Source organism: Flavobacterium sp. ACN2 (genome assembly GCF_002303885.1).
GTDB lineage: Bacteria > Bacteroidota > Bacteroidia > Flavobacteriales > Flavobacteriaceae > Flavobacterium.
In genome coordinates this window covers 20,777-39,896 of the sequence record NZ_MRCM01000002.1, presented here as the reverse complement: position 1 = coordinate 39,896, position 19,120 = coordinate 20,777, and the positions used below count along the sequence as shown (strand labels likewise).

20 protein-coding genes are annotated in these 19,120 nt (G+C 33.1%); 15 read left to right on the top strand and 5 right to left on the bottom strand.

Annotated features, from left to right (window positions below; all coding sequences use genetic code 11):
• Positions 1-2: 2 nt before the first annotated feature.
• The 3 genes from BSF41_RS02125 to BSF41_RS02115 form a co-directional block, all read right to left on the bottom strand.
• Positions 3-695, bottom strand: a complete 693-nt coding sequence (locus tag BSF41_RS02125) for a DUF6089 family protein (RefSeq protein WP_095927879.1) — start codon at positions 693-695, stop codon at positions 3-5.
• Between the two features lie 173 nt (positions 696-868).
• Positions 869-1,753, bottom strand: a complete 885-nt coding sequence (locus BSF41_RS02120; RefSeq protein ID WP_095927878.1) for an NAD kinase — start codon at positions 1,751-1,753, stop codon at positions 869-871.
• 100 nt (positions 1,754-1,853) lie between these two features.
• On the bottom strand, positions 1,854-2,513 hold the full coding sequence (locus tag BSF41_RS02115) for a CBS domain-containing protein (protein WP_095927877.1): 660 nt from the start codon (positions 2,511-2,513) through the stop codon (positions 1,854-1,856).
• Between the two features lie 115 nt (positions 2,514-2,628).
• On the opposite strand from BSF41_RS02115, the gene BSF41_RS02110 reads away from it, so the two are divergent.
• From BSF41_RS02110 to BSF41_RS02100, 3 genes are all read left to right on the top strand, one after another.
• The gene (locus BSF41_RS02110) at positions 2,629-3,342 is read left to right on the top strand and encodes a pyridoxine 5'-phosphate synthase (protein WP_095927876.1); all 714 of its coding nucleotides are present in this window, start codon (positions 2,629-2,631) and stop codon (positions 3,340-3,342) included.
• 82 nt (positions 3,343-3,424) lie between these two features.
• A complete protein-coding gene (locus tag BSF41_RS02105; RefSeq protein WP_371610789.1) occupies positions 3,425-5,698 on the top strand; it encodes a TonB-dependent receptor domain-containing protein in 2,274 nt (757 codons plus the stop codon).
• Between the two features lie 4 nt (positions 5,699-5,702).
• Entirely contained in the window at positions 5,703-6,569 is an 867-nt protein-coding gene (locus tag BSF41_RS02100) for a DUF4249 domain-containing protein (RefSeq protein ID WP_095927874.1), read from the top strand.
• 37 nt (positions 6,570-6,606) lie between these two features.
• Here the strand turns inward: BSF41_RS02100 and BSF41_RS02095 are convergent, their stop codons facing one another.
• Positions 6,607-7,959, bottom strand: coding sequence for a hypothetical protein (locus tag BSF41_RS02095; RefSeq protein WP_095927873.1), 1,353 nt, complete (start codon positions 7,957-7,959; stop codon positions 6,607-6,609).
• Between the two features lie 214 nt (positions 7,960-8,173).
• Between BSF41_RS02095 and BSF41_RS02090 the strand changes: the two genes are divergently transcribed.
• From BSF41_RS02090 to BSF41_RS02065, 6 genes are all read left to right on the top strand, one after another.
• Positions 8,174-8,938 carry an alpha/beta fold hydrolase gene (locus BSF41_RS02090; protein WP_095927872.1) on the top strand — a complete coding sequence of 255 codons (765 nt, stop codon included), beginning with the start codon at positions 8,174-8,176 and terminating at the stop codon, positions 8,936-8,938.
• A gap of 54 nt (positions 8,939-8,992) precedes the next feature.
• Entirely contained in the window at positions 8,993-9,337 is a 345-nt protein-coding gene (locus tag BSF41_RS02085; protein WP_095927871.1) for a phage holin family protein, read from the top strand.
• Between the two features lie 112 nt (positions 9,338-9,449).
• The gene (locus BSF41_RS02080; RefSeq protein WP_095927870.1) at positions 9,450-10,772 is read left to right on the top strand and encodes a trigger factor; all 1,323 of its coding nucleotides are present in this window, start codon (positions 9,450-9,452) and stop codon (positions 10,770-10,772) included.
• A 283-nt stretch (positions 10,773-11,055) separates the two neighbouring features.
• On the top strand, positions 11,056-11,730 hold the full coding sequence (gene clpP / locus BSF41_RS02075; RefSeq protein ID WP_095927869.1) for an ATP-dependent Clp endopeptidase proteolytic subunit ClpP: 675 nt from the start codon (positions 11,056-11,058) through the stop codon (positions 11,728-11,730).
• A 164-nt stretch (positions 11,731-11,894) separates the two neighbouring features.
• Entirely contained in the window at positions 11,895-13,127 is a 1,233-nt protein-coding gene (gene clpX / locus BSF41_RS02070; protein WP_095927868.1) for an ATP-dependent Clp protease ATP-binding subunit ClpX, read from the top strand.
• Positions 13,128-13,272: 145 nt separating this feature from the next.
• Entirely contained in the window at positions 13,273-13,914 is a 642-nt protein-coding gene (locus BSF41_RS02065) for a murein L,D-transpeptidase catalytic domain-containing protein (protein ID WP_253251747.1), read from the top strand.
• Positions 13,915-14,051: 137 nt separating this feature from the next.
• Here the strand turns inward: BSF41_RS02065 and BSF41_RS02060 are convergent, their stop codons facing one another.
• Positions 14,052-15,017 (bottom strand): GlxA family transcriptional regulator, encoded by a 966-nt coding sequence (locus BSF41_RS02060; RefSeq protein ID WP_095927866.1) that lies wholly within the window; start codon positions 15,015-15,017, stop codon positions 14,052-14,054.
• 141 nt (positions 15,018-15,158) lie between these two features.
• Between BSF41_RS02060 and BSF41_RS02055 the strand changes: the two genes are divergently transcribed.
• The 6 genes from BSF41_RS02055 to serB all read left to right on the top strand — a co-directional run bounded on the left by BSF41_RS02055 (position 15,159) and on the right by serB (position 18,881).
• Positions 15,159-15,569, top strand: coding sequence for a VOC family protein (locus BSF41_RS02055; protein WP_095927865.1), 411 nt, complete (start codon positions 15,159-15,161; stop codon positions 15,567-15,569).
• 32 nt (positions 15,570-15,601) lie between these two features.
• A complete protein-coding gene (locus BSF41_RS02050; RefSeq protein WP_095927864.1) occupies positions 15,602-16,006 on the top strand; it encodes an SRPBCC family protein in 405 nt (134 codons plus the stop codon).
• Between the two features lie 112 nt (positions 16,007-16,118).
• On the top strand, positions 16,119-16,529 hold the full coding sequence (locus BSF41_RS02045; RefSeq protein WP_095927863.1) for a VOC family protein: 411 nt from the start codon (positions 16,119-16,121) through the stop codon (positions 16,527-16,529).
• A gap of 1 nt (position 16,530) precedes the next feature.
• A complete protein-coding gene (locus tag BSF41_RS02040; RefSeq protein WP_095928194.1) occupies positions 16,531-16,971 on the top strand; it encodes an ATPase in 441 nt (146 codons plus the stop codon).
• An 86-nt stretch (positions 16,972-17,057) separates the two neighbouring features.
• Positions 17,058-17,495 (top strand): VOC family protein, encoded by a 438-nt coding sequence (locus tag BSF41_RS02035; RefSeq protein WP_095927862.1) that lies wholly within the window; start codon positions 17,058-17,060, stop codon positions 17,493-17,495.
• Between the two features lie 156 nt (positions 17,496-17,651).
• Positions 17,652-18,881 carry a phosphoserine phosphatase SerB gene (gene serB, locus BSF41_RS02030; RefSeq protein ID WP_095927861.1) on the top strand — a complete coding sequence of 410 codons (1,230 nt, stop codon included), beginning with the start codon at positions 17,652-17,654 and terminating at the stop codon, positions 18,879-18,881.
• The last annotated feature ends 239 nt before the right edge of the window (positions 18,882-19,120 follow it).

Sequence of the window (19,120 nt, the reverse complement as noted above, 5' to 3'; positions counted from 1 at the left end):
TTTTAGTATGCGCAATAGCATGGTTTCTTTCCAAAGGTATACGTTAATGTCATACCTGAAAAAATATACCAGTCATTATTATTTAAATTTCCAAATTTCATGATATTTGGACTGCTTGTATTAGGATTACTTCCGTCAAGATTATCTGTAAAGGTGTAGCGCGCACCAACTTCAGCGGCTAAAACAAAACGTGGTGATATATTTGATTTTATACCTAATATAATAGGTATAGCAACTGAGCTTTGATTTTTTAGCTCGTATACGGTGTTTGGACTTGAAGTATATCGGTATAAATTATTGTAGAAAAAGTAATTTAGACCAGTAAATACATAAGGTGTTATTTTTGTGTGATAATCGTGAAGATTAAAATCAAAAAAATTGAATTCTAAACCAGCAGAAAGCTCTTTTATATCATTGTCAAAACGATAGCCTCTCTGATTTCTTCCAGTTTCATCTGATTTATAATCATTTCCACTAATGTTTGATTGTGTATAAGAGAATCGCCAGGCATGTCTCGGACTTCTGTTCCATTTGTAAAGAACTCCAAAAGCTAGCTTTTCTGGGGCTATGTAAGTTGTTTTTCCAACATCACCTACAAAGTTGCTTCCGCCAAGAAAAACACCAAGCTCATTGATTTGAGCATTAAGTGTAATAAAGGGGAAAAAACATAACAATAAATTAAAAATTTTCTTCATTTAATTCAAAATTGCGTGCAAATATAATAATTATCAATACGAATCAAAGTTCCTTTGGTTAAATGTGCTTCTTTTTCAATTTACGTTATGATTTAGAGCCATTTAATGATGATTCACTACATGCAGAACGAGAAAATGTGGTATTATCGTATAGTGAAGAATCAGAAAAGAGTTTAATTTCTTTTATCTTCTCCCCAGAGCAGTTTGTTTCTTAAGGTCTTTAAGAAAGTCTCGCCTGGTATTTCAACCATTTTAATTTTGTAATCTGTTTTTTTAATCTTTAAAATAGACTCGTTTTTTACAGAAGAAATTCTCGAGTCTAAAGAAACCAAATATTGGTCTTCTCTTCCTGTTACTCGAAGTGTAATTTCGGTGTCGTCTGGAATAACAAGGGGTCTGGCAGTTAAATTGTGAGGGGCAATTGGTGTAATAACTAAACTTTTTACATCTGGGGTTAAAATGGGTCCGCCGCAGCTTAGAGAATATCCAGTAGAACCAGTTGGTGTAGAAATGATTAATCCGTCGGCCCAATAAGAGTTTAAATATTCGTTGTTCAAATAAGTCTCCACTGTAATCATCGAGGTTGTATCTTTTCTACTCACTGTAACTTCGTTCATAGCGAAATTAAGTTCTTTAAAGGCTTCATTAAAAGGTTCGCATGTAATTCCTAATAAAGTTCTTTCAGAAGTGGTGTAGTTTTGATCTATTACATATTGCAATAAACTCTCGATATTTTCTTTCTGAACTTTAGCAAGAAATCCTAAACGTCCAGCATTTATACCTAATAAAGGAACGCCAGAATTACGAACAAAAGCAGCGGCTCTTAAAATCGTTCCGTCACCTCCAATACTAATAAGCATTTCGAAACTATTGTCTAAAGCAGTACTTGGCGAAAAAGTTTTGTATTCTTTTTTTACAAGCTGTTTTTCATAAAGCATATTCAGGAAGTTTTCTTCAATTACCATTTCAACGCTATTGGTATTGAAAAATGAGAAAATGTCTTTTATGATAGGTTCAGTGCTATTCTGATAGTATTGTCCGTAAATGGCTATTTTCATTCTTTGTAAATTAGATAATTTGTCAATGTGTCAATTAGATAATTTGGAAAAATGCGAAAATCATCTAATTAACTAATTCTCCCATTGGCACATTCATAATTTATATGTTGAGATATTTGTCTAAATAATCTGATCGCTCTTTTAAGCTGTTGATATAGTTGTCTTCTTGATGTTCTGAAATAATTTCATATCCATATCTTCTATACGTCTGGATAATTTCATTGATTGCTCCTAAGCCTATTTTTACCGTAATCTGAACATTTTCGGTATCAGCTTCAGAAACAAAACAGCCTAAAATCTTACCATTATTGCTTTCTACAATTTGGGTTACTTCGCTCATAGAATAATCCAAAAGGCCTTTCTGAACAATAATAATTGCACCAGGCTCTTTTAAAAATGGAGTTTCCTGAAAAAATTTCATGATGTCTTCCATTTCATAGTAGCCTATGTAATTATTGTTTTCGTCAAGAATAGGGAGAATATTGGTGTGATTTTTTGCAAAAACTTCTAGAACATCTAACCAAATCATAGATTTTCGCGCAAAAAAACGTTCCAAAGTATATTTGTAATCAATTGCTTTTTTATCAATGTCAAATGTTTCAACATCGTCAGAAGAGATGCTTCCAATAAAAATACCATCTTCTAAAATCGGAAAATGAGAAAAATTTACATCGATAAAAAAGTCCTGAATCGAAGCAATCGTTTCCTGACTGTCAATCGCTCTGAAATCGTTTGTGATATAGTTTGTAATTTCTGTCATAAATCAATTGAGGATATTTGATGCAAAATAATCAAAAAATACCGAAAACCGCTCTGTTTTACTTTGTATTTTTGTCGTAACAAATATAAGATTACTAGAATTAATATCTATTTATATGACAAAATTAAGTGTAAATATCAATAAAATAGCAACGCTTCGAAATGCTCGAGGCGGAAATGTTCCCGATTTATTAAAAGTAGCTGTAGATATTCAGCGATTTGGAGGGCAAGGAATCACCATTCATCCGCGTCCAGATGAGCGTCATATTCGTTATCAGGATGCACGCGATTTAAAAGCAGTTGTTACTACAGAATATAATATTGAAGGAAATCCACAGCATAATTTTATTGATTTGGTTTTAGAATGCAAACCAGATCAGGTAACCTTAGTTCCAGATGCAATTGGAGCAATAACATCATCTGCAGGCTGGGATACCATCAAGAATCAAGAATATTTAACAGAGGTTATTGGCGAGTTTCAAAGAAACGGAATTAGAACTTCGATTTTTGTTGATCCAATTCTAGAAATGATTGAAGGCGCTAAAAAAACAGGAACAGATAGAATAGAATTATACACAGAATCTTTTGCACATCAATATAGCTTAGGAAACGAAAAAGGAATTGATCCTTACACAAAAGCGGCAGTATTGGCAAACGAATTAGGTTTAGGAATCAATGCTGGACATGATTTAAGTTTAGACAATATCAAATTTTTCAAAGAAAATATTCCAGGTTTATTAGAAGTTTCTATAGGACACGCTTTAATTTCAGAGGCACTTTATCTTGGATTGGATAATACGGTAAATATGTATCTGAATAAATTGAAATAAACTTTCTACTCAAAACAATTATAACCTGATACATTTGGGTTATAATTGTTTATTTTCGCACTTTTCTTATTAAAATTAAGTGTTGAAAATAATTGCCCTATTCTTCTGTTTTATCTCTTTTTCTGGTGTATTTGCACAATCAAAGGCAACTATTTCAGGTAATGTAAAATCTTCCGACAATGAAAATTTAGTTGGTGCAACTTTACTTTTTGCATCAAACGATTCTCAAGTTTTTTCCACATCCGATTCTTTTGGTAATTTTTCGGTGACAATTCCGTCAGGACAATTAAAAATTAAGATTGATCATTCAGGATATATTCCAGCAAATATTCAATTTGAAATAAAGAAAGATACCTTTTTTTCAATTGTTTTAGAAAAAGATATAGCGCATTTAAAAGAAGTCGTGATTTCTAACAATAAAAAAAATGCAATAACCAATCTCTCTAACGGAAAACTATCTTTTAATGTAAAAGAATTAGCCGCTGTTCCAAACATTTTGGGAACAACAGATATATTGAAAATTTTGCAGTTAACTCCAGGTGTTCAAAATTCAGGTGATGCAAATGGTTATTTTTATGTAAGGGGAGGAGATCCTGGGCATAATGCAATATTATACAATGGAACTCCGATTTATGGAATGTCTCATTTGTTAGGTATTTTTCCTTTTTATAATGCAGATCATATAAAAGATGTGGAGTTTGATAAATCAAGTTCGAATGCAAAATACGGCGGAAGATTAAGCTCGACAACGTTATTGAATTCAAATAAAAAACTGCCATCTGAAGTTGGTATTCAAGGAAACGTTGGAATTTTGGCTTCGCAATTAAGTATTACGGTTCCGCTTAGCAATAAAACAGGTTTTTATATTTCTGGAAGAAAAACTTATATCGATGAAATTGTGGGGCCGATTATGAAATCTGGTTCAAAAAACAATGATGTTAAGGATATGAAATATGGTTTTTCGGATGGGAATTTTACATTTTTGTCTCAAATTTCTAAGAACAATTTATTTGTTTTAGATGCTTTTGTCAGCGGAGATGAATTGAAAGTTAAAGATGAAAATCTTGCACTCCGGACTAGTTTGAAATGGAGTAATTTTACCATATCTCCATCACTTATCACGACAATTTCGCCTAAAATAAGTATGTCAAATGCAGTTTATTTTAGCCAATATTCTAATGATTTAAGTATGGAGCAGGCAACAATTCAGTTTAATGTCTCGTCTTATGTAAAAGACTTTGGATTTACGAATTCAGTTCGATATTCATTTAAAAATATTCCTTTTGAATCTGGATTTCAATATACTTATCATAATTTACAGCCACAAAAAGTAAATGTGGAAAACTTCACAACAATAAACAACAATTTCCAAGATATTATAAATACCAATGAAGCAGCAGTTTTTACTTCTATAAAGCCTAAAATAGCAGAGAACCTGACTGCAGATTTAGGAATTCGCATTAATTATTATGCATCAGGAGCAGATTCTTATTTGCATTTTCAGCCTCGTGCGATGTTGAATTATGTTCCAAATGAAAAATATTCGTTTTATGCATCTTATAATAAGCAATATCAATATTTAAGTTTAATTACCACATCGAGTGTTGGAATTCCTACCGATTTTTGGATTGCAAGTTCTGATGGGATTGAACCGCAATCTTCTTATGAATTTTCTATTGGTTCCAATCAAAATATAACAAGAAACTGGACTTCTTCTTTAGGAGGTTTTTATCGTTCGATGAAAAATTTATTAGAGTATCCTTATGGAATTACCCAGTTTAATGAAATCACAACATTCAAAAATGATTTGTATGTGGGTAAAGGAAAAGCGTACGGACTTGAAATGATGCTCAAAAAAAGCAATGGAAAGTTTAGCGGATGGCTGAGTTATACTTTAAGCTGGTCAGATAGAAATTTTGATGAACTTAATAATGGCAAACCGTATTTTGCTAAATATGACAGACGCCATAATCTTTCTCTTGTCGGAATGTACGATTTGAATTCGAAATGGAATTTTGGCATTACTCAGTTATTTAGCTCTGGAAATAGGTTTACAATGCCAACTTCATGGTATTTTATTAATAATAATCCGGTTAAAGAATATTCGGGGTATAATAATGCACAAATGCCAAATTATATCAGAACAGATATTGCGGCTAATTATTATTTTATAAAAACAGCAAAAAAAGAAAGTGCTTTGAATTTTTCAATTTATAACACTTTTAATATTTCCAATCCAATTTATGTTGTTTTAGATGTTGAAGTAAACGAAAACAAAGATAAAGTAGTAGTAACCCAGAAAGAAAAGGTGCTGTATCGAATACTGCCTTCTGTTAGCTGGAGATTTAAATTTTAAGCATATGAAAAAGTATTTATTCTTTCTTTTAGGTTTAATTTTATTAGGCTGTTCTAATGATGATTTTAAAACAGAAAAAAGCCTAGAATCTAAAATAGTGGTGGAAGGTTGGATGGAAGAAGGCGATTTTGCCAATGTGTTATTGTCAAGCAGTATTCCTGTTACAGATGTTATTGACTCAACAAATGTTTTAAATCATGTTATCAGATCTGCAAAAATTACTATTTCTGACGGTGTAACATCTGAAGTTTTGAGGGTTAAAAATGATAAAAATAGAGTGCCACCGTTTGTTTATTTCGGTTCAATATTAAAAGGAGAAGCGGGTAAAGAGTATTCGTTAAAAATTGAATATTTAAATCGTGTGATAAGTGCGGTAACAACTATACCTAAAAGCGTTGGTTTAAAGAGTGCAGAATATATAAAAAGAAATCCGTCTGATACCACGGGATATGTTTTTGTAAAATTTGAAGATCCTTCTGATCAGAAAAATTATTATCAGATTGCAACTAAAATAGAAGGGGAAGAGCCTATTTTTGTCCCTTCATTTTATGGAAACTTAGATGATAAAAATTTTGAAACTTCATCTGTTTCTTTACAGATAAATCGAGGTGTAATATTGTTTCCTAAAACTAAATTTACACCATATTTTGCCGATGGAGATCTGATTCATGTGAAATTAAGAACTCAGAGGAAAGAATCTCTAGATTTTTGGAATAGTTGGCAAAATGAAATTGTAAACAGTCAGAATCCAATTTATCCAGCCAATATAAGTTTAAAATCAAATGTTAAGGGAGGAATAGGAATTTGGTCAGGATACGGACAAAGTACTATAACTGTCAGGACTCCACCTAAAAAAGAAAAGCCGATTTGAGTGATCAAATCGGCTTTATAGTTGTATTTAAAGTTTATTATTGTTTGTTAAAAGCAGCAATAAAATCATCAAATTTAGTTTGTAATTTTTCAAATCCAGTAGAGAAGTAAGCACTCATTTCAACTTCAGTATTGTCATTGAATTTTAAATAATATGCTTCGTAAAGATATGGTCGTGTAAAAGACTCTCCAGTGCTATTCCAATTATCCCAATACTTAAACTCTGCATCCCAAATTGGCAAGTTAAAAGTGTATTCACCATCTTTCTCTGAATGTTGAACAATATCAGCAATTTTAGTTCCGTCTTTTTTAGAAACTAAAATCAGTTTCATGTTTTTGTTAGCATTCGCTGCATTTCCTTCAGAGATTTTTTTCTCATAAGCATTCAAAGCAGTATAATAAGCTTTGTAATCACTTTTAGGGTCATCATATTTTGGCTCTTTTGGACGTGCAATATTGTCTAAAGCAGCTTTATCAGCAGCTTCAGTAACTAAATCCATATCTGCAATAATTACAAAATTATCCATCAACGTAAATAAACCATTAGCTTTTCCTCTGTATTGAATTAACTCATCATTATCAATTAATTTGTCAATTTCAGCAGAGCTTCCAGTGCTAAATGAAATTAAATTTTTCCCATTGTAAGTAAGTGTAGCTTTTGAAGTATTAGCAGCAGCTTTTGTACCGCTCATTTCCCAAACATAACCATCGTTTAAGCTCATTTTGTATGAGAATTCAGTTGGCACTTCTTTTCCGTTAGCATATTTAGCTGTTTGAGTAAATACAGCAGCTTCTTTACTGTCGATCGTTAAAGTTGCATCCGAAGTATTAGGAAGGAAGAACCAATCGTTTACTTCTGCATATCCGTTTTCTGTCCAGCTATAAGTATCATTGTATTTTACTTTTATGTCAGAAGAAGTGCTTTTGGAAGAAAAAACGGCATTGTTTGTAGTTAGAGATTCTTTAGCAGGGAAAACAAATTTTAATTCTGTTGTTGAAGCAGTTTTAATCCATTTTTTTCCAGCATTATCCCAAGTGTAAACACCGTAAACACCTGATACATTTAAAATATCTTCAACTTCATTGTCATTTTTTCCGTTAAAAATATCAACAGTGCTAATATCTAGTAAACGGTTTAAGTTTTCTACTGCTTCAATAGCACTAGAGCTTTTTGATTTGTCTAATTGAACAAGCATTTCATTAGCTTCAACTTCTAATTTAGCTTTTTGCTCAGTTGGAGTAAGTTTTGAGTAAGGTTGTTTTACTAAATTAGCAATTTGCTCTTCTAGAGTTAGATCTTTAGTTGGATCGGTTGTTGGGCTGTCTTCACTAGAGCAAGAAACCATAAGTTGAGAAGCAACCAATGATAACAAAATGAATTTTTTAATCATGATTTGGTGTTTAAATTAGATTGTTAAATCAAGACTTTGATGCTTGATTTTGGTGCGAAAGTAGTGTTTTTAAAATGTATAACCTTACGGAAAACCGTAAATTTCAAAATTATTTTCATATTAAATATCTTACAATTGGTTGTAGCTGTGTTTTTGAATATTTTTTTGCTAATAACTTTTCTACCTTTGTAAAAAGATATTAATACTAATACAAATGTTATACTCAAAAATAGAAGGCGAAGGAAAACCATTTGTTATCATGCACGGATTTCTAGGAATGTCTGATAACTGGAAAACTCTTGCTGGACAATATGTAGAAGCTGGATTTCAGGTTCATATTTTAGATTTAAGAAACCACGGGCGCAGTTTTCATTCAAGCGAATGGAGTTACGAAGCAATGGTTCAAGATGTATACGAATACTGTCAGGCAAATAATCTAACACGAATTGATATTCTTGGACATTCTATGGGAGGAAAAGTGGCAATGCTTTTCGCAACAACACACCCAGAGATTGTAGATAAATTGATTGTGGCAGATATTGGCCCGAGGTTCTACAAACAGCACCATCAGGAGATTTTGGCAGGATTAAATGCAGTTGATTTTTCGGTAAAGCCAAGCCGAAATGATGTTGAGGAAATAGTGTCTCAATATGTTCCGGATTTTGGAACACGTCAGTTTTTGCTGAAAAATTTATATTGGAAGGAACCTGGGCAATTGGCATTTAGATTTAATCTTGAAGCGTTTAATAATAATCTGGATGCCATTGGAAAACCTTTGGCAGACGATTTAGTTTTTAATAACCCGACATTATTTATTCGTGGAGGAAACTCTGGATACATTCAAGATGAAGATTTGGACGGAATCCGTAAGCATTTTCCAAATTTAAAACTAGAAACCATCCCAAATGCTGGACATTGGCTTCATGCTGAAAATCCGAAAATGTTTTTTGAATTGACAACGGAGTTTTTGAAAGAGTAGTTATTTTTTGATGAAAAATTAGTACTTTTAAATAAATTTTAAACCTGAATAACTATGAAATTATTACTTAGACTTCTTGTTACAGCTGCCTTAGTTTTATTATTGTCTAACATTTTAACTGGAGTCCATGTTGCTAGTTTTGGTACGGCCGTAATTGTTGCAGTAGTTTTAGGATTGCTAAATATATTCATTAAACCAATTTTGGTATTGCTAACTCTGCCGGTAACGTTTGTTACACTTGGTTTATTTTTATTAGTTATAAATGCTTTGATTATTTTGCTTTGTACAAAAATTGTTGGCGGTTTTGTAGTCGATACATTCTGGACAGCATTAATATTCAGCATTATTTTGTCTATCCTTCAATCTCTTACTTATAAAATATTGGGAGACGATAAATAAAACAATTGAGCAGATTAAAACTGCTTCAAATACAATAGATTAAAAACTTGGTTGGGTTGCAAAAATTTTATAATTTTGCAACCCAATTTTATTATGTAAATTAAAGAAGAAGATGGATATTAAAAGAGTAGCAATAGACGCTGTAAACGAGACAATCGTTATGAACGTTGTTCATATGGATTATAAAGGTCAAGTAGCAAAAAGAATTAACGAAAAAATGCCTTTAGCACAAGTTAAAGGATTTAGAAAAGGGGCTGTACCTAAAGATCTTGTTGAAAAACAATACGGAAAAGCTATTAAGCAAGAAGAGATCAAAAAAGTAGTTGATTTGGCTTTAGAGCGTTATATTCAATCTGAAAGATTAAATCTTTTAGGAACTCCTCTTGCTAAAGTAGACGAAAACTTTAACTGGGATGCTGAAGAGTTAACTTTCGAATACGAAATTGGTTTAGTGCCAAACTTCGAAATTGATCTTGAAGCTAAAAATAATATCGTAAAATATATCGTTACTGCAGACGATAAATTAATCGACGGACAAGTGGAGCGTATCCAAAAACAATTTGGAAAAGCAGTTCCTCAAGAAGTTTCTGATGCTAAATCTGATTTAACTGGAACTTTCTCAAACGAAGCAAACGGAATCGATAATACGACTACAATTTCTGTTGATGCATTTAGCAAAAAAGCTCAAAAACAATTCACAGGTAAAAAAGTTGGAGATGTTGTTACAGTAAGTACAAAAGGTTTATTTGAAGATGATCACCAATTAATGGATTACTTAAAAGTAGGTCACGAAGGTGTTCACGGTTTAGATGTTGAAGTAAACTTTACTATTGAGGCAATCAACGGTTCTGAGCCAGCTGAATTAAACCAAGAATTATTTGATAAACTTTTTGGTGAAGGAAATGTGGCTTCTTTAGAAGATTTAAAAGCTAAAATTAAAGAAGATGCTGAAGCGCAATTCGCTCAACAAGCTGACCAAAAATTATTATTAGACGTTCAGGATTTCTTGATCGAAAATACAAAATTTGATTTACCAGCTGAATTCCTTAAAAAATGGTTGCAAACTGTAGGAGAGAAAAATCTTTCTGCAGAAGAAGCTGAAGTTGAATACGCAAGATCTGAAAAAGGTTTACGTTTCCAATTAATCGAAGGAAAAGCATTAGCTCAAAGCAATATCCAAATTACATTTGATGACTTGAAAGAGTTTACATCAGGCGCAATCAGACAGCAAATGGCTCAATTTGGTCAAACAAACCCAACTGAAGAAGAAGTTCAAGGAATCGTGGCTAGAGTTTTATCTAACCAAGACGAAGTAAAAAGACTTTCTGAGCAAGTTGTAGCAGCTAAAATGTTAGATATTTTCAAAGAAAAAGCTAACCCAACTACTAAAGAGGTTACTTACGAAGAATTTATTGCTGCTTCTTACGGAGAATAAATTTAAGTCTGAAAGTCAAAAGTTGTAAAGTCAAATTTTAAGATTTTATTACAGAAACTGAAAGATAAAAAAAGTTATATTTGAGCGTCAAAAGATATTTTTGACGCTCTTTTTTTGTTTTAAAAAGATCGTTGTTTTGAAATAATTATTTCTTAAATTTCAATAACGAAACTTCTATTATAAAAAGAAGACAAATTGGCATCTCTTATAAAAAGGTATGAACTTTGTTTAATTCGTTTAAGTCACATGCTGATTTTAGACTTTTCAACTTTAAACTAAAAATATGAACTACGGTAAAGAATTCAAAAAATTTGCTACAAAGCACCAAGGAGTAAACGCAATGTATTACGATAAAATCGTAGCAGCGATGACACCAACAAACATGACTCCATATATTATCGAAGAGCGTCAGCTGAATATTTCTCAATTAGACGTTTTCTCAAGATTAATGATGGACAGAATTATCTTTTTAGGAACTGGTATTGACGATCAGATTGCTAATATTGTTCAGGCTCAGTTGTTATTTTTAGAAAGTGCTGATGCTTCAAAAGATATTCAAATTTATTTAAACTCGCCAGGAGGAAGTGTTTATGCAGGTTTAGGAATTTACGATACTATGCAGTACATCAAACCAGATGTAGCAACAATCTGTACAGGAATGGCAGCTTCTATGGGAGCAGTTTTATTATGTGCAGGAGCTGCAGGAAAACGTTCTGCATTACCTCACTCAAGAGTAATGATTCACCAACCATCTGGAGGAGCGCAAGGTGTTGCAACAGATATGGAAATCAACTTACGTGAGATGTTGAAATTAAAAGATGAACTATACAACATCATCTCTCAACATTCAGGACAAACTTTTGATAAAGTGCATAAAGACAGTGAGCGTGATTACTGGATGAAAGCAGATGAAGCAAAAGAGTACGGAATGATTGACGAAGTATTAAGAAGAAGCTAAGAATTAGTTTCAGGTCTCATGTTTCAAGTTGCTTCGGCAAATCTGAAACCTGAAACTTTAAACTTTAAACAAAAATATTAAGCTGTAAAGAGCTAAGTTTTTAAGTTTTAGGTCAAAAAGCTTAGAAACTTAGTATCTTTGCAGCTTAGTAACTTAAATATAGAATGGCAAAAGTAGTATTAGAATGTTCGTTTTGTGGAAGAAAGAAGCCAGAAACTAATTTATTAATTGCAGGTATCAATGCACATATTTGTGATAAGTGTATTGAACAGGCTCACGGAATTGTTTTAGAAGAATTAAAATCTAGCGGAAGCGCGAAACTAGTTGGGGACTTAATTTTAAAGAAACCAAAAGAAATTAGAGCTTTTCTAGATCAATATGTTATTGGTCAAGACCAGACGAAAAAAGTGATGTCAGTTGCGGTTTACAATCACTACAAACGTTTAATGCAACAGCAATTAGACGATGAAGTAGAGATCGAAAAAAGTAACATCATCATGGTCGGTCAGACAGGAACTGGAAAAACATTAGTAGCAAAAACTATTGCTAAAATGTTAGATGTTCCGTTAGCAATTGTTGATGCAACTGTATTGACAGAAGCGGGTTATGTTGGAGAAGACGTTGAAAGTATTTTGACACGTTTACTTCAAGCTGCAGATTATGATGTGGCTAAAGCAGAAAGAGGAATCGTATTTATTGATGAGATTGATAAAATTGCTCGTAAGAGCGATAATCCATCAATTACTCGTGATGTTTCTGGAGAAGGTGTTCAGCAGGCTTTATTGAAATTATTAGAAGGAACAGTTGTAAACGTACCACCAAAAGGAGGACGTAAACATCCAGACCAGAAATTTGTTGAGGTAAATACTCAAAACATCTTATTTATTGCTGGTGGTGCTTTTGATGGGGTAGAACGTATTATTTCAAAACGTTTAAACCGTCAGGCAGTTGGGTACTCAACTTCTAAAAATGCTGACAATATAGATAAAGACAATTTGTTGCAATACATTATCCCAAAAGACATTAAAGACTTTGGTTTGATTCCTGAGATTATTGGACGTTTACCAGTTTTAACGCACATGGATCCTTTGGATAAAGCAACGCTTCGTGCAATTTTGACACAGCCTAAAAATGCGTTGATCAAACAATATCAGAAGTTATTCTTAATGGATGATGTTGAGTTTACAATTACCGATGAAGCTTTAGATTTTATTGTAGATAAAGCTTTAGAGTATAAACTAGGTGCGCGTGGATTACGTTCTTTATGTGAAGCTATCTTGACAGATGCCATGTACGAACTGCCAACTTCTGATGATATTAGTCTGACAATCGACAAAGAATATGCAGAACATACGTTAAGTAAAAACTTATTGAAACGTATGGAGATTGCTTCGTAAACTTTAAAAATAACTTTTTCAAAGATTTAAACTTTGAAAAAGTTCATCTTATAGAACCTGCTCATTTATTTGAGCAGGTTTTTTTATATACTTTTTTAATTCTATTTTCGTTTGTGCTTTTGTGTAAATATTTGATATGAAAAGAATGCCTTTTATAATTTGTCTGGTATTTGTTTTTTCTTGTAATAAAGAAAGCAAAAGAATAACTGTTTCTGAAAATAAGCATAAAAGTGAAGCGGTTTCATTAGAAAATTCTCATATTGTAGTTAATTACAATAATTATTATAAAGAAGCAGCGTACTATTGTAAAGTCAATAATTTAAATCAGGATAAATTTATTTTGATAGACCTCGGATTGCATTCTGGTTATAAAAGATTTTTTGTTTACGATTTTAAAAAGAAGGAAGTCTCAAAATCGTATATGGTAAGTCATGGTTGTGGAGATAATCGATGGGGAGGAACTTCCTCTAAAAATAACGCAAGTATGAGTAACGAATTTGATTCGCATTGTTCTTCGGTTGGAAAATATGTTGTTTTAGATCGTGGTGTAAGTCAGTGGGGAATAAAAGTAAATTATGTTTTGCAAGGAAAAGAAAAAAGCAATTTTAATGCACGAAAACGTGCTATTGTTTTGCATTCTTGGGAAGCGGTGTCAGATGATGAAGTTTATCCAAAAGGAACACCAGAAGGCTGGGGCTGTCCTGCAGTTTCAAACGAAAGCATGAGAGAGATCGATGAACTTTTGAAAGCCAATAAAAAAGTACTCCTTTGGGTTGTTAAGTCTTAAAGCAATTCTGAAAAACAAAAGTTCTATTTTAGCCCTGATCGAAACGGCATCCTTTTGTTGTGGGGTTCACAACAAAAGATACAGTGTAGAGCAGGACGAAACGTTCTTATGAAAAAGAATTGATCTGCTCCTTAAAATTATTGCACTCTAAATTTTTCTCGATATTCAATAGGTTTCATACCGACCATTTTATAAAATACTTTTCTAAAAGCTTTTGGATCATTATATCCAGTTTTCTCGATGATTTCCGAAATTGAAAGCTGAGTTTGTTCTAAGTATTTCTTTGAGCTTTCGACCCTGATATTCTGTAAATATTCAATCGGAGGAATTCCTGTTACTTGTTTGAAACGTCGAGTCATGTTTCGGGCACTGGTCGGGATATCTTTTGTGATTTCTTCCAGTTTTTCGATAGAATGATACTGATTTTCAATTTTTTGTTGCAATAGTGCAACTAAGGAATCATTGTGCAAATGATTGGGTCTAAAGGTGCTGAAATAACTTTGTTTGTATCGATTCAAATCAATTGAAAATATTTTAGCGATTTTAACTGCCATTTCGTTACCGCAGAATTTCTGAACCAAAAGAATCAATAAATGAAAGGTTGAGGTAGATCCGCCGCTGGTGTATAAACTTCCGTCTGCAGTCAAAGTTTCCTCAGGTTTTAATTTTACCATCGGAAAAGCTTTAGTAAAGGCACTGCAAGCGTCAACATGTGTTGTGGCTAATTTTTCGTTCAATAAACCAGAAGCAGCAAATAAAAAAGCTCCAGTGCAAAAACTGGCTAATTCGGCTCCGGCTTTATGCTGTTTTTGTAACCACGGAATAAAGCTTTTATTCTTTTTAATCATCTCGCTCATATTGTCGGTAGTAAAAGCGGGAATTAAAATTAAGTCTAAAATACTTTCTGAAGTTTCAATAGCATTGCTTTTATATCCAAATAAATTTCCCTGATCGGTTTGCTCTTGCGACTGAAAAATCATAATTTCAAATGGTTTTTCGGTTCCAGGAGTAAGTTTATTGGCAGTTTCAAATACTTCCAAAATCGCTGCAATGCTCAGTAATTTATAATCGTGAGGTATGATTAAACCTAGTTTCGTGCTCATTATATTTTGGTTTTTTGGAATTTCAGTATCATACAAAAATAAGCAAATTGTCTCAAATGCCCCTAAAAATGACTTTTATTGGCATTTTTAAGTAATCTTAAAAAATTAAATTTGTTTTAATTAATTCGTAATTTTATAAAGATGAAAACAAAAATCTTCTTAAATCTTGCTGTAAAAGATTTAAATCGCGCAATATCTTTTTTTAACGAACTTGGCTTTTCGACCAATCCGAAATTTACTAATGATAAGGGAGCTTGCATCGTTATAAGCGAAAGCATTTTTGTAATGCTTTTGGTAAAAGAGTTTTATCAAACCTTTACAAAGAAACAAATTTGTGATTCTACAACAACCAGCGAAGCTCTTATGGCGCTTTCTGTAGAAACACGAGAACAGGTAGATGAAATGATGGAAAAGGCCATTAAGGCCGGAGGAACAGATTACCAGCAATCTCAAGATTATGGCTGGATGTACCAAAGAACTTTTCTAGATGTAGACGGACATCACTGGGAAGTTTTCTTTATGGATGAAAGTCAGATTCCAGCTAACATGTAATAATCAATTAATAAATCACAAAAACGATAAAAATGATAACAATAAAAAACACTGTCAACGCATCTCTTGATAAAGTTTGGAATTTTTGGAATACTCCAGAACATATTACAAAATGGAGCTTTGCTTCTCCTGACTGGCACACACCTTATGCTGAAGCTGATTTGAGAGAAGGTGGGAAATTCAAATCGACTATGGCGGCAAAAGACGGAAGCATGAGTTTTGACTTTGAGGGCGAATTTACTTTAGTAAAACCAAACGAAGCATTATCTTATGTTATGGGAGACGGAAGAAAAGTTGAAATCACTTTTACAGAAACGGCAGATGGTGTTGAGATAATTGAAAGTTTTGACCCAGAAACACAAAATCCAGAAGAAATGCAACGCGCTGGATGGCAGGCCATTTTGGATAATTTTAAAAGTTACGTTGAGGCTAATTAAGGTGCAAAGAAGCAGAGTGACAAAGGTTTAAAGGTTAAAAATAGAATGCTAAATAATACTAATATGGTTTAAAAAAGAAATAAATATCTAACCCAACAAAAAAAAACAAAAAATGACAAAACAAATATGGTTGAATCTTCCTGTAAAGGATGTGGCAAAAGCGAAAGATTTTTTTTGGAAAATAGGTTTTTCGTTTAATGAACAGCATGACACGCCAAGTTCGACGTGCATGATTGTAGGTGAAGGACATTTTGTAGTAATGCTTTTTGAAGAAATGCTTTTTTCAAGCTTTTCGCAAAATAGTGTTACAGATACGAAATTAAGCTCAGAAGTGTTGATTTCGATTGATGCAGAAAGCAGGGAAGAAGTCGATGAACTAGCAGAGAAAGTCAAAGAAGCCGGCGGAAACGTTTTTGCTCCTCCTGCCGAAAGTCAGGGCTGGATGTATGGCTGTGGTTTTGCCGATTTGGATGGTCATCGTTGGAATGTTTTATTTATGGATTTTAGTAAATTACCAGGTTAAGATGGAAAAATTAGTATTTAATATCGAAATAAAGGCTTCAAAAGAAAAGATTTGGAAAGTCTTATGGGATGACGAAACATACAGAAAGTGGACGAGTGTTTTTGCCGAAGGAAGTTATGCTGAATCGACTTGGAATGAAGGGGACAAAATTTATTTTTTAGGTCCTGGAGGAGCAGATGGAATGAATAGTCTGATTGAGACCAAAATTCCGAATGAATATATGGCTTTTAAGCATCTTGGCGAAATCAAGGATCATAAAGAAGTGCCACCAAATGCGGAAACAGAAAAATGGAGCGGTGCAATGGAAACCTATCGTTTGGATCAAAAGGGCGATGTGGTTAATCTTCATGTTGAGGTTGATGTAATTGAAAAACATATTGATTACTTCAAAGATGCGTTTCCAAAAGCGGTGGAATTAATTAAAGAATTGTCTGAGAAGTAAAAGTTAGAAGAAAGAGAATAGAATAAAGAATAAAGAGGAGAGAGGGAAGGTAGATAATTAACAATTTACAATTAAAAAGAAATATCATGGCAACAGCAGTCAACCCCTATTTAATGTTTAACGGAACATGTGAAGAAGCATTTCTGTTTTATAAATCAGTTTTTGGTGGAGATTTTCCATATATCGGAAAATTTAAAGATGCTCCCGCAGAAGAAGGCGAAGTGCTTTCTGAAGAAGCTTTGAATAGAATTATGCACGTATCTCTTCCAATTGGAAGTAGTATTTTAATGGGAAGCGACACACATCCAAGATACGGAGATGTCGGTTTCGGCGATAACTTTTCTGTTTCTATTAATGCAGAAAGCAGAGAAGATGCCGATAAAATCTTTAACGGACTTTCGGCTGGAGGAAAAGTAGAAATGCCGATGAACGACACTTTTTGGGGATCTTATTTCGGAATGTTTAAAGATAAATTCGGCATCAACTGGATGGTGAGTTTTGATAAAAATGAAGGAATGAAATAATATAAAAGTTACGTTATTTTAATAATAAAAGATAATTGTTAAATTACTCGAAAAAGCACATTTATATGTGCTTTTTCTTTTCAAAAAAACAAGGATTATTCTTTTTTATCAACGAGAGATTGCCGATTTTTGTCGCTTCATAATCAAGAAAGAAAAATGGCAGCAGAAGATAAAGAAATAATTTTATTAAAAGTTTCAGGACACGATAAAATTGGAGTTACAGCAGGTTTAACGGCTGTTTTGGCAGCATACGATGCTAATATATTAGATATTGGCCAGGCCGATATTCATGATACGCTTTCTTTAGGAATTTTGTTCGAAATTGCTGCAGGTTCTTCTTCAGCTCCCGTTTTAAAAGATCTTTTGTTTAAAGCATACGAATTGGAAATTAAAGTAAAATTTATTCCAATTTCTATCGAAGATTACGAAACGTGGGTAAAATCACAATCAAAACAACGTTATATCATCAATATTTTGGGAGAGAAACTGGCGGCTTCACAATTGTCTGCAGTAACTCAAATATTGTCAGATCAAAATTTAAATATCGATTCTATTATCCGATTAACTGGAAGAACTTCAATTGTAGAAAAAGAAGAATATCCGCGTTCTTGTATTCAATTGTCTGTAACGGGCGAAATTGTAAATAAGATCATCATGACGGCGAGTTTTATGGAGATCTCTAGAACGTTGAATGTTGATATTTCTTTCCAAGAAGATAACATTTATAGAAGAAACCGTCGTTTGGTTTGCTTCGATATGGATTCGACTTTAATTCAAACCGAAGTAATCGATGAGCTTGCAGAATTGAATGGCGTTGGAGATCAAGTTCGAGCGATTACAGAATCGGCTATGAATGGCGAAATTGATTTCAACGAAAGTTTCAAAAAACGTATGGCTCTTCTTGAGGGTTTAAGCGAAGAAGTTCTACAAAATGTTGCTGTTAATTTGCCAATTACACAAGGGGCTCATCGTTTAATGAAAGCCTTAAAATACTACGGCTACAAAACTGCAATTCTATCTGGAGGATTTACTTATTTTGGAGAATACCTTCAAAAAGAACTAGGAATAGATTACGTTCATGCCAATCAATTAGAAATAAAAGACGGTAAACTGACCGGTAAATATATAGGCGATATCGTAGACGGCCAGAAAAAAGCAGAATATCTAAAAGCAATTGCTGAGAAAGAAGGAATCCACATCAACCAAACCATCGCAGTTGGAGACGGAGCAAATGATTTGCCAATGCTAAACTTAGCAGGTCTAGGAATCGCTTTCCATGCCAAACCAAAAGTAAAAGAAAGCGCTTCAACCTCAATCTCAAGTTTAGGTCTTGATGGTGTTTTATATCTTTTAGGATATCACGATAGATATATTGATATGATGTAATTTACAATCTGTCACCCTGAGCGAAGTCGAAGGGCTTTCATGTAGAAAAGGGCTTAGACTTCGCTCAGCCTGACAAATTAGCTCATTTTTTGTCATCCCGAAGGAACGAGGGATCTCCACAAGTAGCTCGACAATCAAAATAAAAAACAAACCTCAGTCTCTTCAAATAAAAGACTGAGGTTTTTTATATGGGCATGTTTCGCCGCGGCGAATCGGGGGCTATCCGTTGCAATCTTTTA